Source organism: Hyphomicrobium sp. GJ21 (assembly GCF_001006785.1).
GTDB lineage: Bacteria > Pseudomonadota > Alphaproteobacteria > Rhizobiales > Hyphomicrobiaceae > Hyphomicrobium_B.
In genome coordinates this window covers 695,963-709,436 of the sequence record NZ_CDHO01000003.1, presented here as the reverse complement: position 1 = coordinate 709,436, position 13,474 = coordinate 695,963, and the positions used below count along the sequence as shown (strand labels likewise).

Annotated in this window: 18 protein-coding genes; 5 read left to right on the top strand and 13 right to left on the bottom strand. The window is 55.5% G+C overall.

The features are described from left to right. Nucleotides 1-12: 12 nt before the first annotated feature. Nucleotides 13-159, bottom strand: coding sequence for a hypothetical protein (locus tag HYPGJ_RS19230; protein WP_159108300.1), 147 nt, complete (start codon nt 157-159; stop codon nt 13-15). 170 nt (nt 160-329) lie between these two features. Here HYPGJ_RS19230 and HYPGJ_RS11665 point away from each other — a divergent pair, with 170 nt between their 5' ends. Continuing rightward, nucleotides 330-1,277 carry a tyrosine-type recombinase/integrase gene (locus HYPGJ_RS11665; protein ID WP_159108299.1) on the top strand — a complete coding sequence of 316 codons (948 nt, stop codon included), beginning with the start codon at nt 330-332 and terminating at the stop codon, nt 1,275-1,277. Nucleotides 1,278-1,291: 14 nt separating this feature from the next. Further along, entirely contained in the window at nt 1,292-1,666 is a 375-nt protein-coding gene (locus HYPGJ_RS19120) for a hypothetical protein (protein WP_143440519.1), read from the top strand. Between the two features lie 42 nt (nt 1,667-1,708). Here the strand turns inward: HYPGJ_RS19120 and HYPGJ_RS11660 are convergent, their stop codons facing one another. The 3 genes from HYPGJ_RS11660 to HYPGJ_RS11650 form a co-directional block, all read right to left on the bottom strand. Then, nucleotides 1,709-2,212, bottom strand: coding sequence for a DUF4411 family protein (locus tag HYPGJ_RS11660; RefSeq protein WP_046847313.1), 504 nt, complete (start codon nt 2,210-2,212; stop codon nt 1,709-1,711). Beyond that, nucleotides 2,212-3,348 (bottom strand): ImmA/IrrE family metallo-endopeptidase, encoded by a 1,137-nt coding sequence (locus HYPGJ_RS11655; protein WP_244466104.1) that lies wholly within the window; start codon nt 3,346-3,348, stop codon nt 2,212-2,214. Before HYPGJ_RS11655 ends, HYPGJ_RS11660 begins: the two co-directional genes overlap by 1 nt. 360 nt (nt 3,349-3,708) lie before the next feature. Beyond that, nucleotides 3,709-5,799 carry a hypothetical protein gene (locus HYPGJ_RS11650; protein WP_143440518.1) on the bottom strand — a complete coding sequence of 697 codons (2,091 nt, stop codon included), beginning with the start codon at nt 5,797-5,799 and terminating at the stop codon, nt 3,709-3,711. Nucleotides 5,800-5,862: 63 nt separating this feature from the next. On the opposite strand from HYPGJ_RS11650, the gene HYPGJ_RS19540 reads away from it, so the two are divergent. Further along, nucleotides 5,863-5,997, top strand: coding sequence for a hypothetical protein (locus HYPGJ_RS19540; RefSeq protein WP_280136163.1), 135 nt, complete (start codon nt 5,863-5,865; stop codon nt 5,995-5,997). Nucleotides 5,998-6,322: 325 nt separating this feature from the next. On the opposite strand, the gene HYPGJ_RS19340 is transcribed toward HYPGJ_RS19540, so the two are convergent. The 4 genes from HYPGJ_RS19340 to HYPGJ_RS18450 form a co-directional block, all read right to left on the bottom strand. Next, entirely contained in the window at nt 6,323-6,781 is a 459-nt protein-coding gene (locus HYPGJ_RS19340; protein ID WP_070104067.1) for a hypothetical protein, read from the bottom strand. A 134-nt stretch (nt 6,782-6,915) separates the two neighbouring features. After that, a complete protein-coding gene (locus HYPGJ_RS19225) occupies nt 6,916-7,086 on the bottom strand; it encodes a hypothetical protein (RefSeq protein WP_159108298.1) in 171 nt (56 codons plus the stop codon). 563 nt (nt 7,087-7,649) lie between these two features. Continuing rightward, nucleotides 7,650-8,192 (bottom strand): hypothetical protein, encoded by a 543-nt coding sequence (locus tag HYPGJ_RS11635; protein WP_046847309.1) that lies wholly within the window; start codon nt 8,190-8,192, stop codon nt 7,650-7,652. A gap of 126 nt (nt 8,193-8,318) precedes the next feature. Continuing rightward, nucleotides 8,319-9,218 carry an SEL1-like repeat protein gene (locus tag HYPGJ_RS18450; protein ID WP_052750891.1) on the bottom strand — a complete coding sequence of 300 codons (900 nt, stop codon included), beginning with the start codon at nt 9,216-9,218 and terminating at the stop codon, nt 8,319-8,321. 366 nt (nt 9,219-9,584) lie between these two features. Between HYPGJ_RS18450 and HYPGJ_RS11625 the strand changes: the two genes are divergently transcribed. Continuing rightward, entirely contained in the window at nt 9,585-9,836 is a 252-nt protein-coding gene (locus HYPGJ_RS11625) for a hypothetical protein (protein WP_046847308.1), read from the top strand. Then, nucleotides 9,829-10,017, top strand: a complete 189-nt coding sequence (locus HYPGJ_RS11620) for a hypothetical protein (protein WP_046847307.1) — start codon at nt 9,829-9,831, stop codon at nt 10,015-10,017. Before HYPGJ_RS11625 ends, HYPGJ_RS11620 begins: the two co-directional genes overlap by 8 nt. A 65-nt stretch (nt 10,018-10,082) precedes the next feature. On the opposite strand, the gene HYPGJ_RS11615 is transcribed toward HYPGJ_RS11620, so the two are convergent. The 5 genes from HYPGJ_RS11615 to HYPGJ_RS19115 form a co-directional block, all read right to left on the bottom strand. After that, entirely contained in the window at nt 10,083-10,655 is a 573-nt protein-coding gene (locus HYPGJ_RS11615) for a helix-turn-helix domain-containing protein (RefSeq protein ID WP_046847306.1), read from the bottom strand. Nucleotides 10,656-10,862: 207 nt separating this feature from the next. After that, nucleotides 10,863-11,210, bottom strand: coding sequence for a hypothetical protein (locus HYPGJ_RS11610; protein WP_046847305.1), 348 nt, complete (start codon nt 11,208-11,210; stop codon nt 10,863-10,865). A gap of 123 nt (nt 11,211-11,333) precedes the next feature. Then, nucleotides 11,334-11,984, bottom strand: a complete 651-nt coding sequence (locus tag HYPGJ_RS19220; RefSeq protein WP_046847304.1) for a hypothetical protein — start codon at nt 11,982-11,984, stop codon at nt 11,334-11,336. Further along, the gene (locus HYPGJ_RS11600; protein ID WP_046847303.1) at nt 11,968-13,041 is read right to left on the bottom strand and encodes a hypothetical protein; all 1,074 of its coding nucleotides are present in this window, start codon (nt 13,039-13,041) and stop codon (nt 11,968-11,970) included. Before HYPGJ_RS11600 ends, HYPGJ_RS19220 begins: the two co-directional genes overlap by 17 nt. Nucleotides 13,042-13,103: 62 nt before the next feature. Next, on the bottom strand, nt 13,104-13,457 hold the full coding sequence (locus HYPGJ_RS19115) for a hypothetical protein (RefSeq protein ID WP_046847302.1): 354 nt from the start codon (nt 13,455-13,457) through the stop codon (nt 13,104-13,106). Nucleotides 13,458-13,474: the final 17 nt, after the last annotated feature.

Below are 13,474 nucleotides of genomic sequence, written 5' to 3'. Positions count from 1 at the left end.
TAAAGAGACGTTTTAGGCTGCGAGCAACTTGGCCGGCGCATGACGATGCGCCGGTCCTTTGGGATGAAGGCCCATGGCAAAATCGGTTGGGTTGACGTCCGAACTCTCGGCGTAGTTGGGCGGATCAATGTAATCGTAGCCAAACTCGTCTTGGATCATGGGCGGCCACGCTTGCTATTACTGCCTGCGCAATCCATCAAATTCAGAATGCGCCCAAATCCGTGGGACCCAAGAATTGACCTTCAGATATATGCTGATAATATCCCTTATCGGCATGCAATGCAATGGGCATTTTGGGCCTGTTTTGGAGCTGCAACCCAGGTGATGTCATGACTGGTACTGATCTGCAGATCATCAAACCGAAGCGAACGGAGATCGCTGGCGGCGACGCCGAGCGGTTGCCGACGCTGCACACGACGGCCAAGAAGGACAACGAGCTTGTGGCCGTCTGGCTCAAGTCTCATGCTGATAGCTCGCGTCATACGCTCAGAGCTTACGAGCGGATCGGACATCGGTTCATTGCTGCGATCGAAGCCGCAGGCACCGATCTTCGACATGCAACGATCGACGACGTGCAGTCGGCGCTCGAAGCGATGCGGGTCAAGGTCGATGGTACGCCAGCGAGCGCCGCCACGATCAACACGCAGGTCGCAGCCGTGAAGGCACTTCTCGGGTTCGCCCACCAAGTCGGATACACCCGTTTCAACGTCGGGCCGCTGATCAAGCTCAAGCGCGCGCCGCGGAAACTCGCACAACGGATAATGCCCGAAGTCGATATCCAGCTTCTGATCCGCGCGACCGCTGACTCTCGGCATCCTGAACGCGATCGGTCTCTATTTGAGACCGCGTACTACGGAGGTCTTCGCGTTTCGGAACTCGCGACGCTGACATGGGACGAGATCATTCCGCGTGAGAACGGGGAAGTGCAGCTCGCCGTCATAGGCAAAGGCGACAAGCCGCGCCATGTGCTCTTGCCAGCAGACGTCGCAGCACGGCTGCTCGCGTTGAGAGGCGGAGCACCGGCCAAGGCAAGCGTCTTTGGCATCAAAGAGCGGGAGATCAATTACCTGATCAAGCGCACAGCAAATCGGGCAGGGGTGAACGAAGCCGCCTCTGCGCACTGGTTCCGGCATGCGCATGCTAGCCATGCGATTGACAACGGCGCTCCGATCACACTCGTCTCGCAAACACTCGGCCATGCCGACCTCAAGACGACGAGCGTCTATGCGCATGCGCGTCCGAATGAAAGTTCGAGCCGCTTTCTCAAAAGAAGATAGGGGGGGCACTGGGTATGACGCCACAACAGCTCATCAAAAAGATCAGGGCGCTTCCAGAGCGGGCGCCGCACACCGAGGCGCTGGAGAAGCTTCTTCTAAAGAAGCCGACTTGGTACGTCAGCCAAAAAGAGCATTGGCTTGGCTGGCTGAGCGAATACGGTACATCCGGCGCTTATGGTCGAATAGGTCGAGATTACGACGCGGCGTTTGCCTACAACCATTGTGGTTGTCCACCGATGGTGCTTTGGCTGGGAGAGGCATCGAGAGTCGATGGGTATCTGGTGGCAAGAGCTGCAAGGTTAGCAAGACAAAATACAAGCACGTTTTCGGCGAAATGCGCAGGTATCCGCAAGGTCATCTCGTGGGAAACCGTAGAACGATTTCTCTAAGAAGTTAGGAAAGCGCATATCGTCGGCGTTTGACCATCGATATTATTTCTTCCAATTTGTCTTGAAGTCGAGTTCGATATTGAGTTGGAACGGCGTTATCCAACGCACTCCGAGATCGTTGCATACATCTGGAATTTTGCGGTTCTTTCGCTGCGCTTTCGGCTTCGACTTTTCGCTTGTCACCACCACGCGCTCCTTTCCTGACAACGCGTAAGCGATCAAGAATGGGTCTTTGCCGATGATAATCAATTCATCATCGGTCAAGTTTTTAGCATAGCCACGGTCAAGAACATGCTGCACCAAAGTCGTGTCGGCGTCCTCGCTCAGAACCAGAGACTCGGCGGTGGCCGCGTCCTTTCGCCAGATATAGAAGGGGTCTTTCTTGTCCGGGCCCGGGCTGATCTCTTCAAAGTTTTCAGCCGGAATTTTAAGTCGCCCGGCCTGGCCGTGATGCACTAACCATTCCCAGAATTCTGGAACCCTGTCGATTACGTAATACAAATCTTTGGCGTCGATGATAGAGTTTGCATCGATAAGGTAGAGCATCAACGCGCCCCTTCAGGATGAAGGAAGGTGCGAACTGCACTCGGCTTCACGCCAAGAAGACTCGATGCCTTGGTCGGGGAGAGGCTTCCGGATTCGACGTACTGACGCGCCAGTCCCACAAGGGCAGGTCCGAGACGGTGGCGCAGGATGACGTAACGATTGGGGCCGCGTCGTTCCTCATCTTTGTCCCGCTTCTTCTCCTTTGTCTTGAGCCACGCACCGTAGAAGTGATCGTCGAGATCACGATAGCGCGCTGTAGTTATCTTGCCTTCACGCAAGAGGGAGTAAGCAACCATCGCTCGACTTATATTGCGCTCAGCGGCAAATTCGCCGATCGCATTAACGGTATTTTCCCAATCGCGGAGTCGAGTACGATCGATCGCGCGTACTTCAATTGCTGGCAGAAGTATCGCCCCTGCTACGTCATTGCAGAAGCGTTCGACTGCTGCTTCGTGGGACGCTCCGCTCAATCCGGTTTGTCCGAGCCATACGTGTGCTGCCTCGTGCAATGCGGTGAACGACCAAGCCGAACGCGCGTCATTGTCATTAATGACGATAAATGGAGCGATAGGGTCGGCAATGGCATAGCCTCGAAAAGCCCGCGATTCAATCTTTGAGTGATGCGATCCGAGATCCCCTAACAGAAGCACAAAAATACCAGACTGCTCCAGCCGATCACGCAAATACGCGAATGCTTTGTCAATATCGGAAGATCTCCGGAATTCGGCAAGATCGAACCCTGTCGTCTCGATGATGCCGCGTGCAATGCTATCGACACCGTCGGCGATTTTTGACGATCCCACGAAAGGCAAAGGCTCGCTTTCATCGTCCTCCAGAAGAAACCGCACCACATCCTGTCGTGCCCGGACGTTGCGGATTAATGTGTCGAGCTGCGGATTGAATTCTTGGGGAGCAGTTTTAGGCGAGCGTCGGAAATCCTCGCCTCGCTCCCCTGGGGGCGGGGGCGCAGCAAGATAGAATGTAATCAGAGGCCGTCGATACTTCTCTGCCATTCGCCCGAGCAACTGGCGCGATATCTCAGCATTACCTGCTTCGAGAATCGCAAGGCGTGCGGCACCCGTCTGTCCACGCGCAGCGTTGAGTTCGATTGCCTTGGCAGCCTGCTCAAGGCTCATCCCGGCGGTCTCACGCGCCCATCGCAATATGGCAGGACTTACTTTGGGCATCAGAGGATCCGCGTTTTCCGCATCGCCGGTCGAGAGGTGGTTTGCCGCGTTAGCCTCCCCGCGGAATTTGCAAGCAGGGCAGCGTAGCGCTCAGCGGAAAGCATTACCAGATGGTCACGGCCATGCTTGGTTATAATAACAGGCTCGATTACTGCACGATCGATGGTAGCGCCCAATCGAGTATGGAGTTCGACAGATGTGATGCGAGTTCCGGACATGAGACTCCAGCGGCGCGAAATATGCTAGTTTAGATTATAGCTATTATAGTAATAATGCGCAATGCTTGGTGTCGGTGTGATGTCAAAGCAATCATGCATAGCTCTGATCGACGGGGCCAGGGTGCATCATGCCGTCGAATGTTGCCGCCGATCCGACGTAGATCGCCGACCGCGCTTGATGCATCGTAACCTGCTCCGCAATTTGACGGCCGTCGAGGTGAAGTGCCGTGTGAATAACAACGGGTCGTGACCCGCCTTCCGGTATATAACCCTGCTTTTGCAAAAGGCCGGGTCCGCCCATCGGCATCGTCGGGCCGCTACCTCCTGAGCCGCGCGCCCCGACCGGCCCTTTGCCGGTGCTGCCAGAAAAAAATCCGCCGATCATGCTCGCAGCATTGGCGATGGCGTCGTGGATGGCTTGTCCGAGTTTGCTGCCCAAGTCCCAAATGGCGCCATTGGCTTTTTTCCACGCTGCGCTCATTGCATTGGTAAAGGCTGTTCCGATTGACGTAACGAAGCCTCCGAGCATGTCCGGCGTCACGCGAAAATTCACAATCGAGTTCCACATCGACTTGACGTTATCGATGAGGCCCTTTTGACGGGAGTGCATTCCGCCATTCTTGTCCATCTGCTCGGGCGTGCCGACGATCCAATCCTTGATCGCTCCGAAAAAGTTCTTGATGCCATCCCATTTGACCGCGCCGAGCGCCGTAACACCAGCAGCTAATAGTCCGAGACCAACGATAATCGGGCCGCCGGGGACAAGGCTCGCAAGTGCCAGCAGGCCACCACCAGCAAGGAGCCCGCCAGTGGTCATTCCGATGCCAACGAATGCTCGGCCCAAACCCGGATGCTTGGCGAACGCCTGGGCCATTTCACCGATAGCATCGTTGATAGCCTTGAGCCCGGTAACGGCGTTGGCAACCGCTGGCGAGCCGAGTGACGTCATGAAATCATCCCACTGCTTCGACAAAGCCTTCTTGTTCATTTCCCAATCTTTTTCGAGCATCGTATCTGCAGCAGCCCCACCGGTCTGCGTCTGCTTTAATTTTTCGATGTCACGCTGGATTTTGTAGGTCTCAAGCGTCAGAGCGTCGGCAATCGAGTTTGCCGTCCTGTTCGAGAACAGGGCCGTCAGCTCGTCGACGATCTTTGATCGTGTATCAGCGCCGAGACCTTCCTTGATGTTACCCTTCTGAATTTCCTCCCATCCGGCTTTTGAGATCACGCCGTGCTGGATCATTGCCGGGATCAGGACGCTGGCGGCCCACTGATCGGGATCGGACTTGAACTGTTCAAGCCCTTTCATCGCGTGCGCATCCCAATGCTTGAAGCGGCCCTCGGGCGTTACGTTCCTATCGTTCGCAAGTTTTGGATCGAGCAGCCCCAGCTTCTGCCACTCTGGGATCGCCGATTTGAGCATGTGGCCGCCGACAACGGCCTGCCACATCGACATGAAGCCCGTGCCAACCTTTGAACCGCCGAGCTGCTGCGTCAACGTCGGCAACACATAGGACGTAAAGTCATCCGACCACGAGATCGCAGAGGCGCGACCATATTGCGTCGCCATCAAGATGTCGCTCGGCTTCACCGTACCACCGGTGCCGATGATTATGCGGCTCATCTGATCGAGGTACTTGTCCATGCGAACGTGGCTCATCGAGTTGCCGCTCATTTCGGCTGCCCGAATGGCGGCCATCACCTGGCCGGTCATCGCTGCGCCGCTGTCGACGCCGAGCGCACCTTCGAGGTTCGTCTGCATCTTTGCCATTTCCATCGCGAGTTCGGTCGCGTGTGGCAAAGAGCCGAGCACGAAGCCCATTTCCTTCTGCATTTCGAGGCTTTCGGTGACGGAAATGTTTTTATATTTCGCCGTCACTTCCCAGGCTTTTGCAATCGCTGCCGCCTGATCGGCCTGCGTCGCACCCTGCGTCGTCATTTGATTTTGGATATGCAAAAGCTCGGCGCCGTGGTCGACGAGACCAACGGCGCCCTTGATCAATTCTGTGCCAACAAAAACGCCCGCCATGCCAGCGAGGGCCGTCCTGAACCGGCCTAAAGCCATGTTTGTCCGGTTCGCGACTTCATGCACGTGCATGAGCTGCGCCGCGAGATTTAAAAGTTGCGGCCCGGCGTTGTTGTGAGCAACGAGCCGCAGCCCAATCGTGTACATGGACGACATCGGATTTCGCTCCTTGTGGGAATAAAAAGCCCCACCTAAAATTGGCGGCAGGGAGCATCGATGATGAGCAGAGCTTTTGAGGCGGCGATTTACGAACGGAGACTGAGCCGTGAGCGTGATGAGCGCATCGGTGGCTTTCGTAGACTGCCTCTAGCCATCAAGGGCGTGATCTATGTCGCGCTATTCGTTTTCGGTTGATCTTCGGGCTCGCCGTTCTCGGCGGCCTCACCATACTGGTCGGCTAGATCCTTCGGCCCGCCGAGATCCAAATCGTCGAGGATAGCTTGTCTAAGGAGCCCGTTCGGTCTCTATGGACGAAAGCGCGATTTCGGCGAAGAGGTGGGCGGCGTCCGCGAACGCTAGTTAGCCCATTACGTATCTTGCCTCTTAAACCGCATGTCGTTCCAATCGAAGACGTTGCCCTCGAACTGACCGAGGACAACGCAATAGGCTAAAACTTCGTGTTCGGGGAGCGACCATGCAACGTCATAAGGGACGTTGTTCCGAATAAGCCAAACGCGGTTTACAAATTCGGGGTCGCTGCTGAGTTTTTTGCTTTTTCCTTGCCGTTCCTGTCGAAGGTCAGATCCCCAGTTTCGGGGTCAATCTCGGCCCCGTTGAGTTTTGCAAGACCGACACCGGCCGCCGCCAGACCTTCGTTATCGAGCCGGTCGACCAAAGCTTCGACTTCCCGTTTGGAACTCGGAAATCGCACAGGCTCACCGTCAATTGCGATGACCGAGCAGGCAAGTGAGGCGTGCCCCAGATACATTTCATTGCGGGATAGCGCGCCGATGGCCTCGAACATGCGCATGCGCTGCAAGGCCGTGATGGCGCGCACCTTGATGATACGGCCGAGGCTGTCAGGAACTTCGATGTCCTTCTGAGCAGCTTTGAGGATCTGCGACGAAGGTGTTTCGACCGTGTTGATGCTTTCTTTGATTTCCGGCGCTGGGCCGATCCGACGAACTGCTTTGGTCATGATAACCTCTTTGATGTCGTCAGGAGCCTGACGATCGCATGGGGGCTGTTGATTTAATGGTGAACGGATTTAGCTTTTGGGCCGCCTTTGCCGCCGCATTGGAGCGAACGATGCGACCGGCAAATTTCGCGAGCTTAAGCTTCGTCATGGTCGGCGACGACTTCCAACAGAAGACGGCCGAGAGAGTGTGATGGCTTGAAGCCCATCTTCGAAGCAAGTTCGCTGCTTGCGCGATAGTTGCCCATCACGCGATCGCCAAGACGAAGCTGTAGCGAATTGGGCGCGACTTTGGCGAGGGCCGGCATGTTAAAGCCTAACAACGACGCTACATTTTTTTCGGGATACAGCCAGCAAGCGATATTTTTCATGTGGAGGTTCCTCTCTGGACGCCTCCATGACCGTCAAGGCCCGATGAAGCTACGGCTAGAGTCGTATGTTAGCGTGATTTGCCCGGCGCATGAAGGCGGATCGAACTATCGATTGGGTGTCGACCGGCGATCGAGATGCGCAGCATGGCATCTTTGCGCCACCGCACTCGCCCGCCGATTGCAATGCCCTGCGGAATTGTGCCGTCAGCGAGCAACCGACGGAACGTAGGACATGCCGCCAAGCATCGCCATTGTCTCCCTGCGGCTGAGTAGGACGGGTTCGATCTTCGACATCGATGCCTCCAAAACAAAAAACCCGACAGCGCTGGGAGGCGATGCGGGTTTCGGACGATTTTCTGCGATATTGAGAGAATCGCAGTGATTTGGGGGCGGCGTCAAGCCATATTACGCAACGACGACGCGCGAGGGCGGGGAGATTATTTGAGCTCGGCTACTATGGCGCTTGGCCAGGGCTCTGGCCCGTACGCAAGAAATTGAGATTAGTTCCGTAAATGGTACTTCTTGATGCCAGCCTCACATTTCCTGGCACTTTGGCCATAGGAAACTTGATCGCTTTCAAAGTCTGGATGATCGCTGCTGTTGTTGACGAGCCAGAACTTCAAATTGATTATCGCCGTGCGGCAGGCGTCGACTGCTTCTGCGACGTCAAAAGAAATGATGTCGAACTCGCCATCCTGCGGAACGATCGGCGTCCAATGATTGTGAACGTACCAACCGTTTCTAATCGGAACTCCTAAAATCCTGTTCGCTGCATCTGCATCACCACTCTGCGCAGTAGGTAGAAGCGTCTTCCACGCATCGTATTCCGTAACAATTGCCGACTTGTATTCATTCCACGCGTTTTTTACGCACGTCTTGTCGTTTGAAGCTCGACAGTCATCAATGGAAAATGTGGGCTTCGGAATTTCATCGCCGAAGGCCGGAGCGACGAGTAGTTTAGACGCGACCGGTGGAGCGATGCGGAACAAGATTATGATCCATAAGATGGTCAGTGCAGCGCCACAGTTCGTCAGCAATCTCATTCGCTAATTGACCTTCCTTTGATCGGACTTTTGTCGGTCTCAGCTGCGTTCGGCACGCTCATTCAAAAAGCCCGGAGGTGCCGAACTAGGCCTGGCGTTCTAGCGATGTCCAGGACTATCGGCTTATTACCTGATCAGCTTCCCACAGCTCAAAATCGGATATTGCGTAACATTCTGCACTTCACCTGTGGGCACAACTTTCACACTGAACTTGCAGGTGTTGGAGGAGGTGAAGCCGCTACAGTGTTGCAAGAGGAAACGATATGTTTCTCGTTCCATCGACGAGCCGTCCAGAAGGAATGTTAGATTTCCGCTCCTGAGAATTGCGCCGTTATTGCCAGCGGCCGAGATATCCGCACCGTCGACGACGACCTGCTTATTGATATGCTCATTCAAATCGATGAACAGGTCCGCCAGTGCGACTCGCTGTGTGCCGTCATTATTTTGGTCTGGGCACGCTTCAGGAAGATGAGTCAAAATATCGGCTGCGCCGGTATTCCCATCTGCAGCTGCTTTTCGATACCATGCAATCGCGGCGCTCGTGTCTCGTGGGACACCGTGCCCGCTGAAATATATGGTCCCCAAGTTCGCTTCTGCGATGGGATTTCTTTGCTCCGCCGATTTGCGTATCCATGAAAGACCGGCTACCGCATCTTGTTTTGATCCTTCACCATCCATTAGCATGCTGCCGAAGTTATTCTGAGCAGGTGCATAGCCATGTTCAGCGGAAAATTCGTAGTGCTTAAACGCGTTGTCAAAATCGCGGGCGCTGTAAAATGCTCGCGCCAGCTGGTAGTTCAGGCGAGGATTATCTGGATATTTTGAGATGACCTCCTGGCATGCTTTTATAGCAGCAACTGCGTCGATCTGATCGAGAGGGACGCCACGGCCCTTTCGATCCGGATCGGAATCGCTAGCGGCTAGGCGATCGCAATCATTCATCGGCAAATCATCGGCTATAGCAGGGAAAATGGCGACCGCACAGAGTACGGCAATCGCCCAGACGAATTTCGTTCGCAAACTCATATGTTCATTCCGGATCAATTGATTTCAACCGCTGGCAAAGTCTGAATGGGCGCGAGCTTCGGCCAGAAGCAGTGGGCTCCCCTATTTCTTGTCTACCTCCAGTCCTCGCAACACGAGCCGACGAAGCGCTTCGGGGCGCGTTGGGATGTCGGGCTGAACCCGCCGCCAGTCGTCGACGCGACGTAAAACGTCGTCGGACCATCGCGTGCCGATCTGCTGGCCTTGGCCTGTCGCAGGCCGCCCCATCTTTGTTGATTTTTTGGTATCTTTTTTGTTTGATCTGTTCATAATTTTATGGTACCAATAAATCGGACTGTTGAAAAGGGCTAATTTTCAACAGTCCTAACCTCAATCCATGGAGTGACCATGAATCAGGCTGTTATGGAATTTACATTCGATCGGGAAGAAGTCGAGGCCACCCTCGGTTCTCTCGACAGCAACGCCGACGCGCTGTTGATGCTAGCGGAGAAGGTCGGTCGTCCAGAACTGGAAGGCGCCCTCCGCTACGTTATCCAATTACTTCGCGAGCACCATGCGACTCTCCGCTGGCATTTGGGCTTGCCTCTGACGGGAAAGAGGATGTCACTCGAACTTATTGATGGAGGCGCACATGGATAAACTCCGTATCGAAACGGCTTTGATCGAACTTCAATCAAATATTCGAACGCTCGCGCATGTCGTCAACACTATCAACGACTGCCCAGACGAGGTGGAATTTCTGGTTGACTGCCTTCAGCCTCGTTTGGCGAAGCTCAAAGCTGAATTTGGGTTTGACGGGTCAGACTCAGTTACGGATTGAGCGAGTGATTGTCGATGAAAGAGTGGGCGACCCTTAATCCGGGGTTGCCCATTATTTTTGACCACTCAGAGCATTGGATTGGCAGGAATAGGCTCGTCAGGTCGAAGGATGGGCGCGGGAAGCGGCGTCAACTCGATGATCGGCCTATCGGCATCAAACGATTTTCGGAGCCCTTCGGCTGTCATCGGCATACGATCGCTGCCGAGCTTGTTTGCAGTCGGCACATCGATCAACCCCATGTATTTCGCTCGCGCTCCCATAAGCTTCAAGATGCCGTCGGCAAGAACCGGATCGGGTGTCTCCTGAAACATCTCAAAGAACTTCTGCTGCATCACGTCGAGCCGCGAGAGTTCAAGCTCGCGCGTTGCTTCGATCGAGTCACGCGGGTCTTCTTCGATTGTTTCATTGACCCAACGCCAAACGGTCGAAGGATCAACACCCAGTTCTACGGCGATAGCGCGATAGCTGTAGCCCTGAACGCGATATTCGCGGGCGCTGTTCTTTTTCTGCGCAAGCTCGGCTTGCTTACGCTTCGTTTCCTCGTTCCGCGGCTTTAGCTTTTTCGGGGCGCTGGGTCTTCTCGACTTTGGCGGGCGCGCGCGCACGACGGCGGCGCTGCCGCCTTCGGTGGACGACATGAGAATTCTCCAATCTCAAAGGGAATGGTCGTTCAATCGAAAAAGAAAAAACCCGACGGTGCTAAGGGCACTTCGGGCTTTTCGGACAATCTTTTGCGAGATTGATAAATGTAGGGGTGATTTGGGGGCGGGCGTCAATTGGCAAAATGTAAAGTTTTCTTCGAGCAGGAATGGGCCGCGTTCTGTGCCTACTTGCGCTCCCCGCCCCTAGGACAAAAACGCCGGCGATGGGACCCGCCGACCAATCCAGTGATCAATTTTTGCTCCCGCCTTTTCCATAACTAACTCTTCCATTGCGCTGCGCACCTCTTCTTCGCAGTCCTTGCCGGCTGATTTCCCAAGGCCAGATTCGATCGCCGTCATTGTCGCATCGGCTAACATCCACGCCACGACCTCAAGCTTCGCGCGGGCCGCTTCCGATAGTTCAATTGGCGGGATGAGCGCTTCAAGCGCGTGATAAACCATCTGGACATCATTTTGATCAAATGGAACCGAGAGAATTTCGTCGCGCACTGACTGGCGCTTTTTCATCTTCTCATTCTTTGAACCGCTCATTTCGGATCTCCCTAGCTTAGCGTCTTTAACGCGCCAAGCGCTTCGCGAATAAGCTTGCGAACCGCTCGTCGCGTTTCAATCGCCGTCTTGGTGTGCAGTCCCGTTCGATAACGGCCATTGGCCTCACCGGACGGAGCGCCGCCCTTCGCCCCGTGCAGACGGCAGACGCGCCATCCCTTCACCGCTGGGGCTTGGCATGGCTTGCCTGTCCGGCGGGACTTGGCCGAGCAGCGCGGGGCGCTGTGTGCCTCCGCCATTTTGGAGCTTTGCAACAGGTTGATTGTCAATTTTCCTCTCTCCCCCATCTCCCTGACCGATGCCGACGACGGCCTTGTCCGCGTTGACGGTAACCTGTGGACGATGAACGTGGATGTGCTGCTCGCCCTTCGATCGGTAGCGCTTCAGCGTCTCCAGCTGGAGGGCCGATACCTTCGCGAGCTGCATCGCGAGACCCAGTTCGGACGCTAGCCTGTCAGTAACGACGGCAGAGCCGGCGCGACGAACGGCCTCCATCAAGGCACAGTGAATTGCTACCATCTGCGAAGCCAGGAGCGCCTCGGTCGGATCGCGAGGGCAGATGCCCGCAACGGCGGAGAGAGTGAAGTTCAGCCGATCGACTGGAAGCGACTGGCCAGCGCTGCTGATGTGGGCAAGTTGACGGCAAAGCCCAATCGCCAGAGTCTCATCGGTTGTGCCAAGGGCTTTGGCGATCATGGCGACAGTCTTGGTGCCCGGAACGAGATCGACCAACGAAATCTCATCCAAGTTGATCATGCGGAGGCCTCGGATTGGCGGTGGTAGACACGGAAACCTTTGCAGCTGTGTCGCGATATTTATCGGCGAGACCAAGTTCGGTAATGATATCGGGATGCACGAAGCATTCCTCGTGCCCCGGCGGCGGACCGAGAAGCCACCACGGCCACGTCCCGTTCGACTTCACATCGTCGAGCCGCTTGCGCCAGAACGCTGCTGAGAGTGTTTTCAGTTTTTCGATATCGGGGCGCCAGAAGCCCCACCGCTCGCCGTTCGGACCTATCAGCTCGGGCGTTTCGCTCGCCTTGTCGATCAGTCTGGCGAGCACGTCACCGAGGCCGGAGCCAGTCGATAGCAATGTTTCTAAGCAAAGCCTGAATGGTTTCCGACCGTTGCGGCCGGGAATGCGGCCCATGAGGAAGTCATCATACGGAACTTGATTAAGTGCGAGTACAAACCGATCGAGACCTCCGATCTCGTCGAGCCGCTTCGCCGTATCGGCGAGGCGCTTGTCACTGAACTCCGAAACGACCGACCAGCCGTGCTGCCGAGCGAAGTGGTTGAACTGCTCGATCGCAGAGCGAGCTTGAACTTTTCGGTTGGCCTTCTCCAAAACCAACGAGGGGCGGGCACTCTTACTATCTGTATCTAACTTTGACTCTAGTAGTGGTGCTGCTCTGCTGGAAGGTTTGTTGATTTGGTTGTCTTTTCTGGAAAGTTCTGGTGAACTTGTTTCGAACTTCTTAGAGAAGTTCGGTGCATGTTCGGAAGAGATCCGGCGCTTCTCATCTGCAAACTGATTTTCGCTCTCGGCTCTGCGCCGTGCTTCGCGGGCTTCAGCCCCGCGCACCTTGGCAATATATTTTGAAATTTCCTGACTCATGCGCGCATTCTCGATACCGCGCTCGGTCGCCTTAATTTTATCGATCTCAATCAGGCGCGCGAGGAGCCGCTTCGCGACGCGAATGTCCCAGCCTGCATAGGCAGCAAAGCGCGCCGGATCGCTAACAAGAACACCCATTTTTTCCCACTGTTGGCACATTACCATGATCAAGGCGCCGACCTCGTCGGCAGTCATCCTACCCGTTCGACACGAGTGGACGAAGTCCTGCGAATACAATGGAAACCATGGTGGCGACGTCATGCGGACCCCCTTGGCGTCGCCACGAAAAGTGCTGCTTTTTGGAGTGCAGCCGCGTCGAACCCCGACGCGGCGCATGAGAGCGGAGTGGCACCGGCGGCCCGACGTAGTTCCGTGGGAATGCGGTCTTTGGGCTGGGGACCGTAATCAGCCAGAAATGACGGATTGACCTCCAGCGTCAAAATCAGGGCTTGAACGCGCTGACAAATAGAAAGCGCCGTGACGTTGTCGCCGCCTGTTGCCCACAGGGCGCACTGCGCAATCAGTTCGGTAAAATCACTGCAAGGCCACGACGTCTCTTCCATCTTGTCGAGGCAGGCTTTCATGATGTGCGGATCAACGGCCGGGATCATACCTGGCCCTCCCGTGC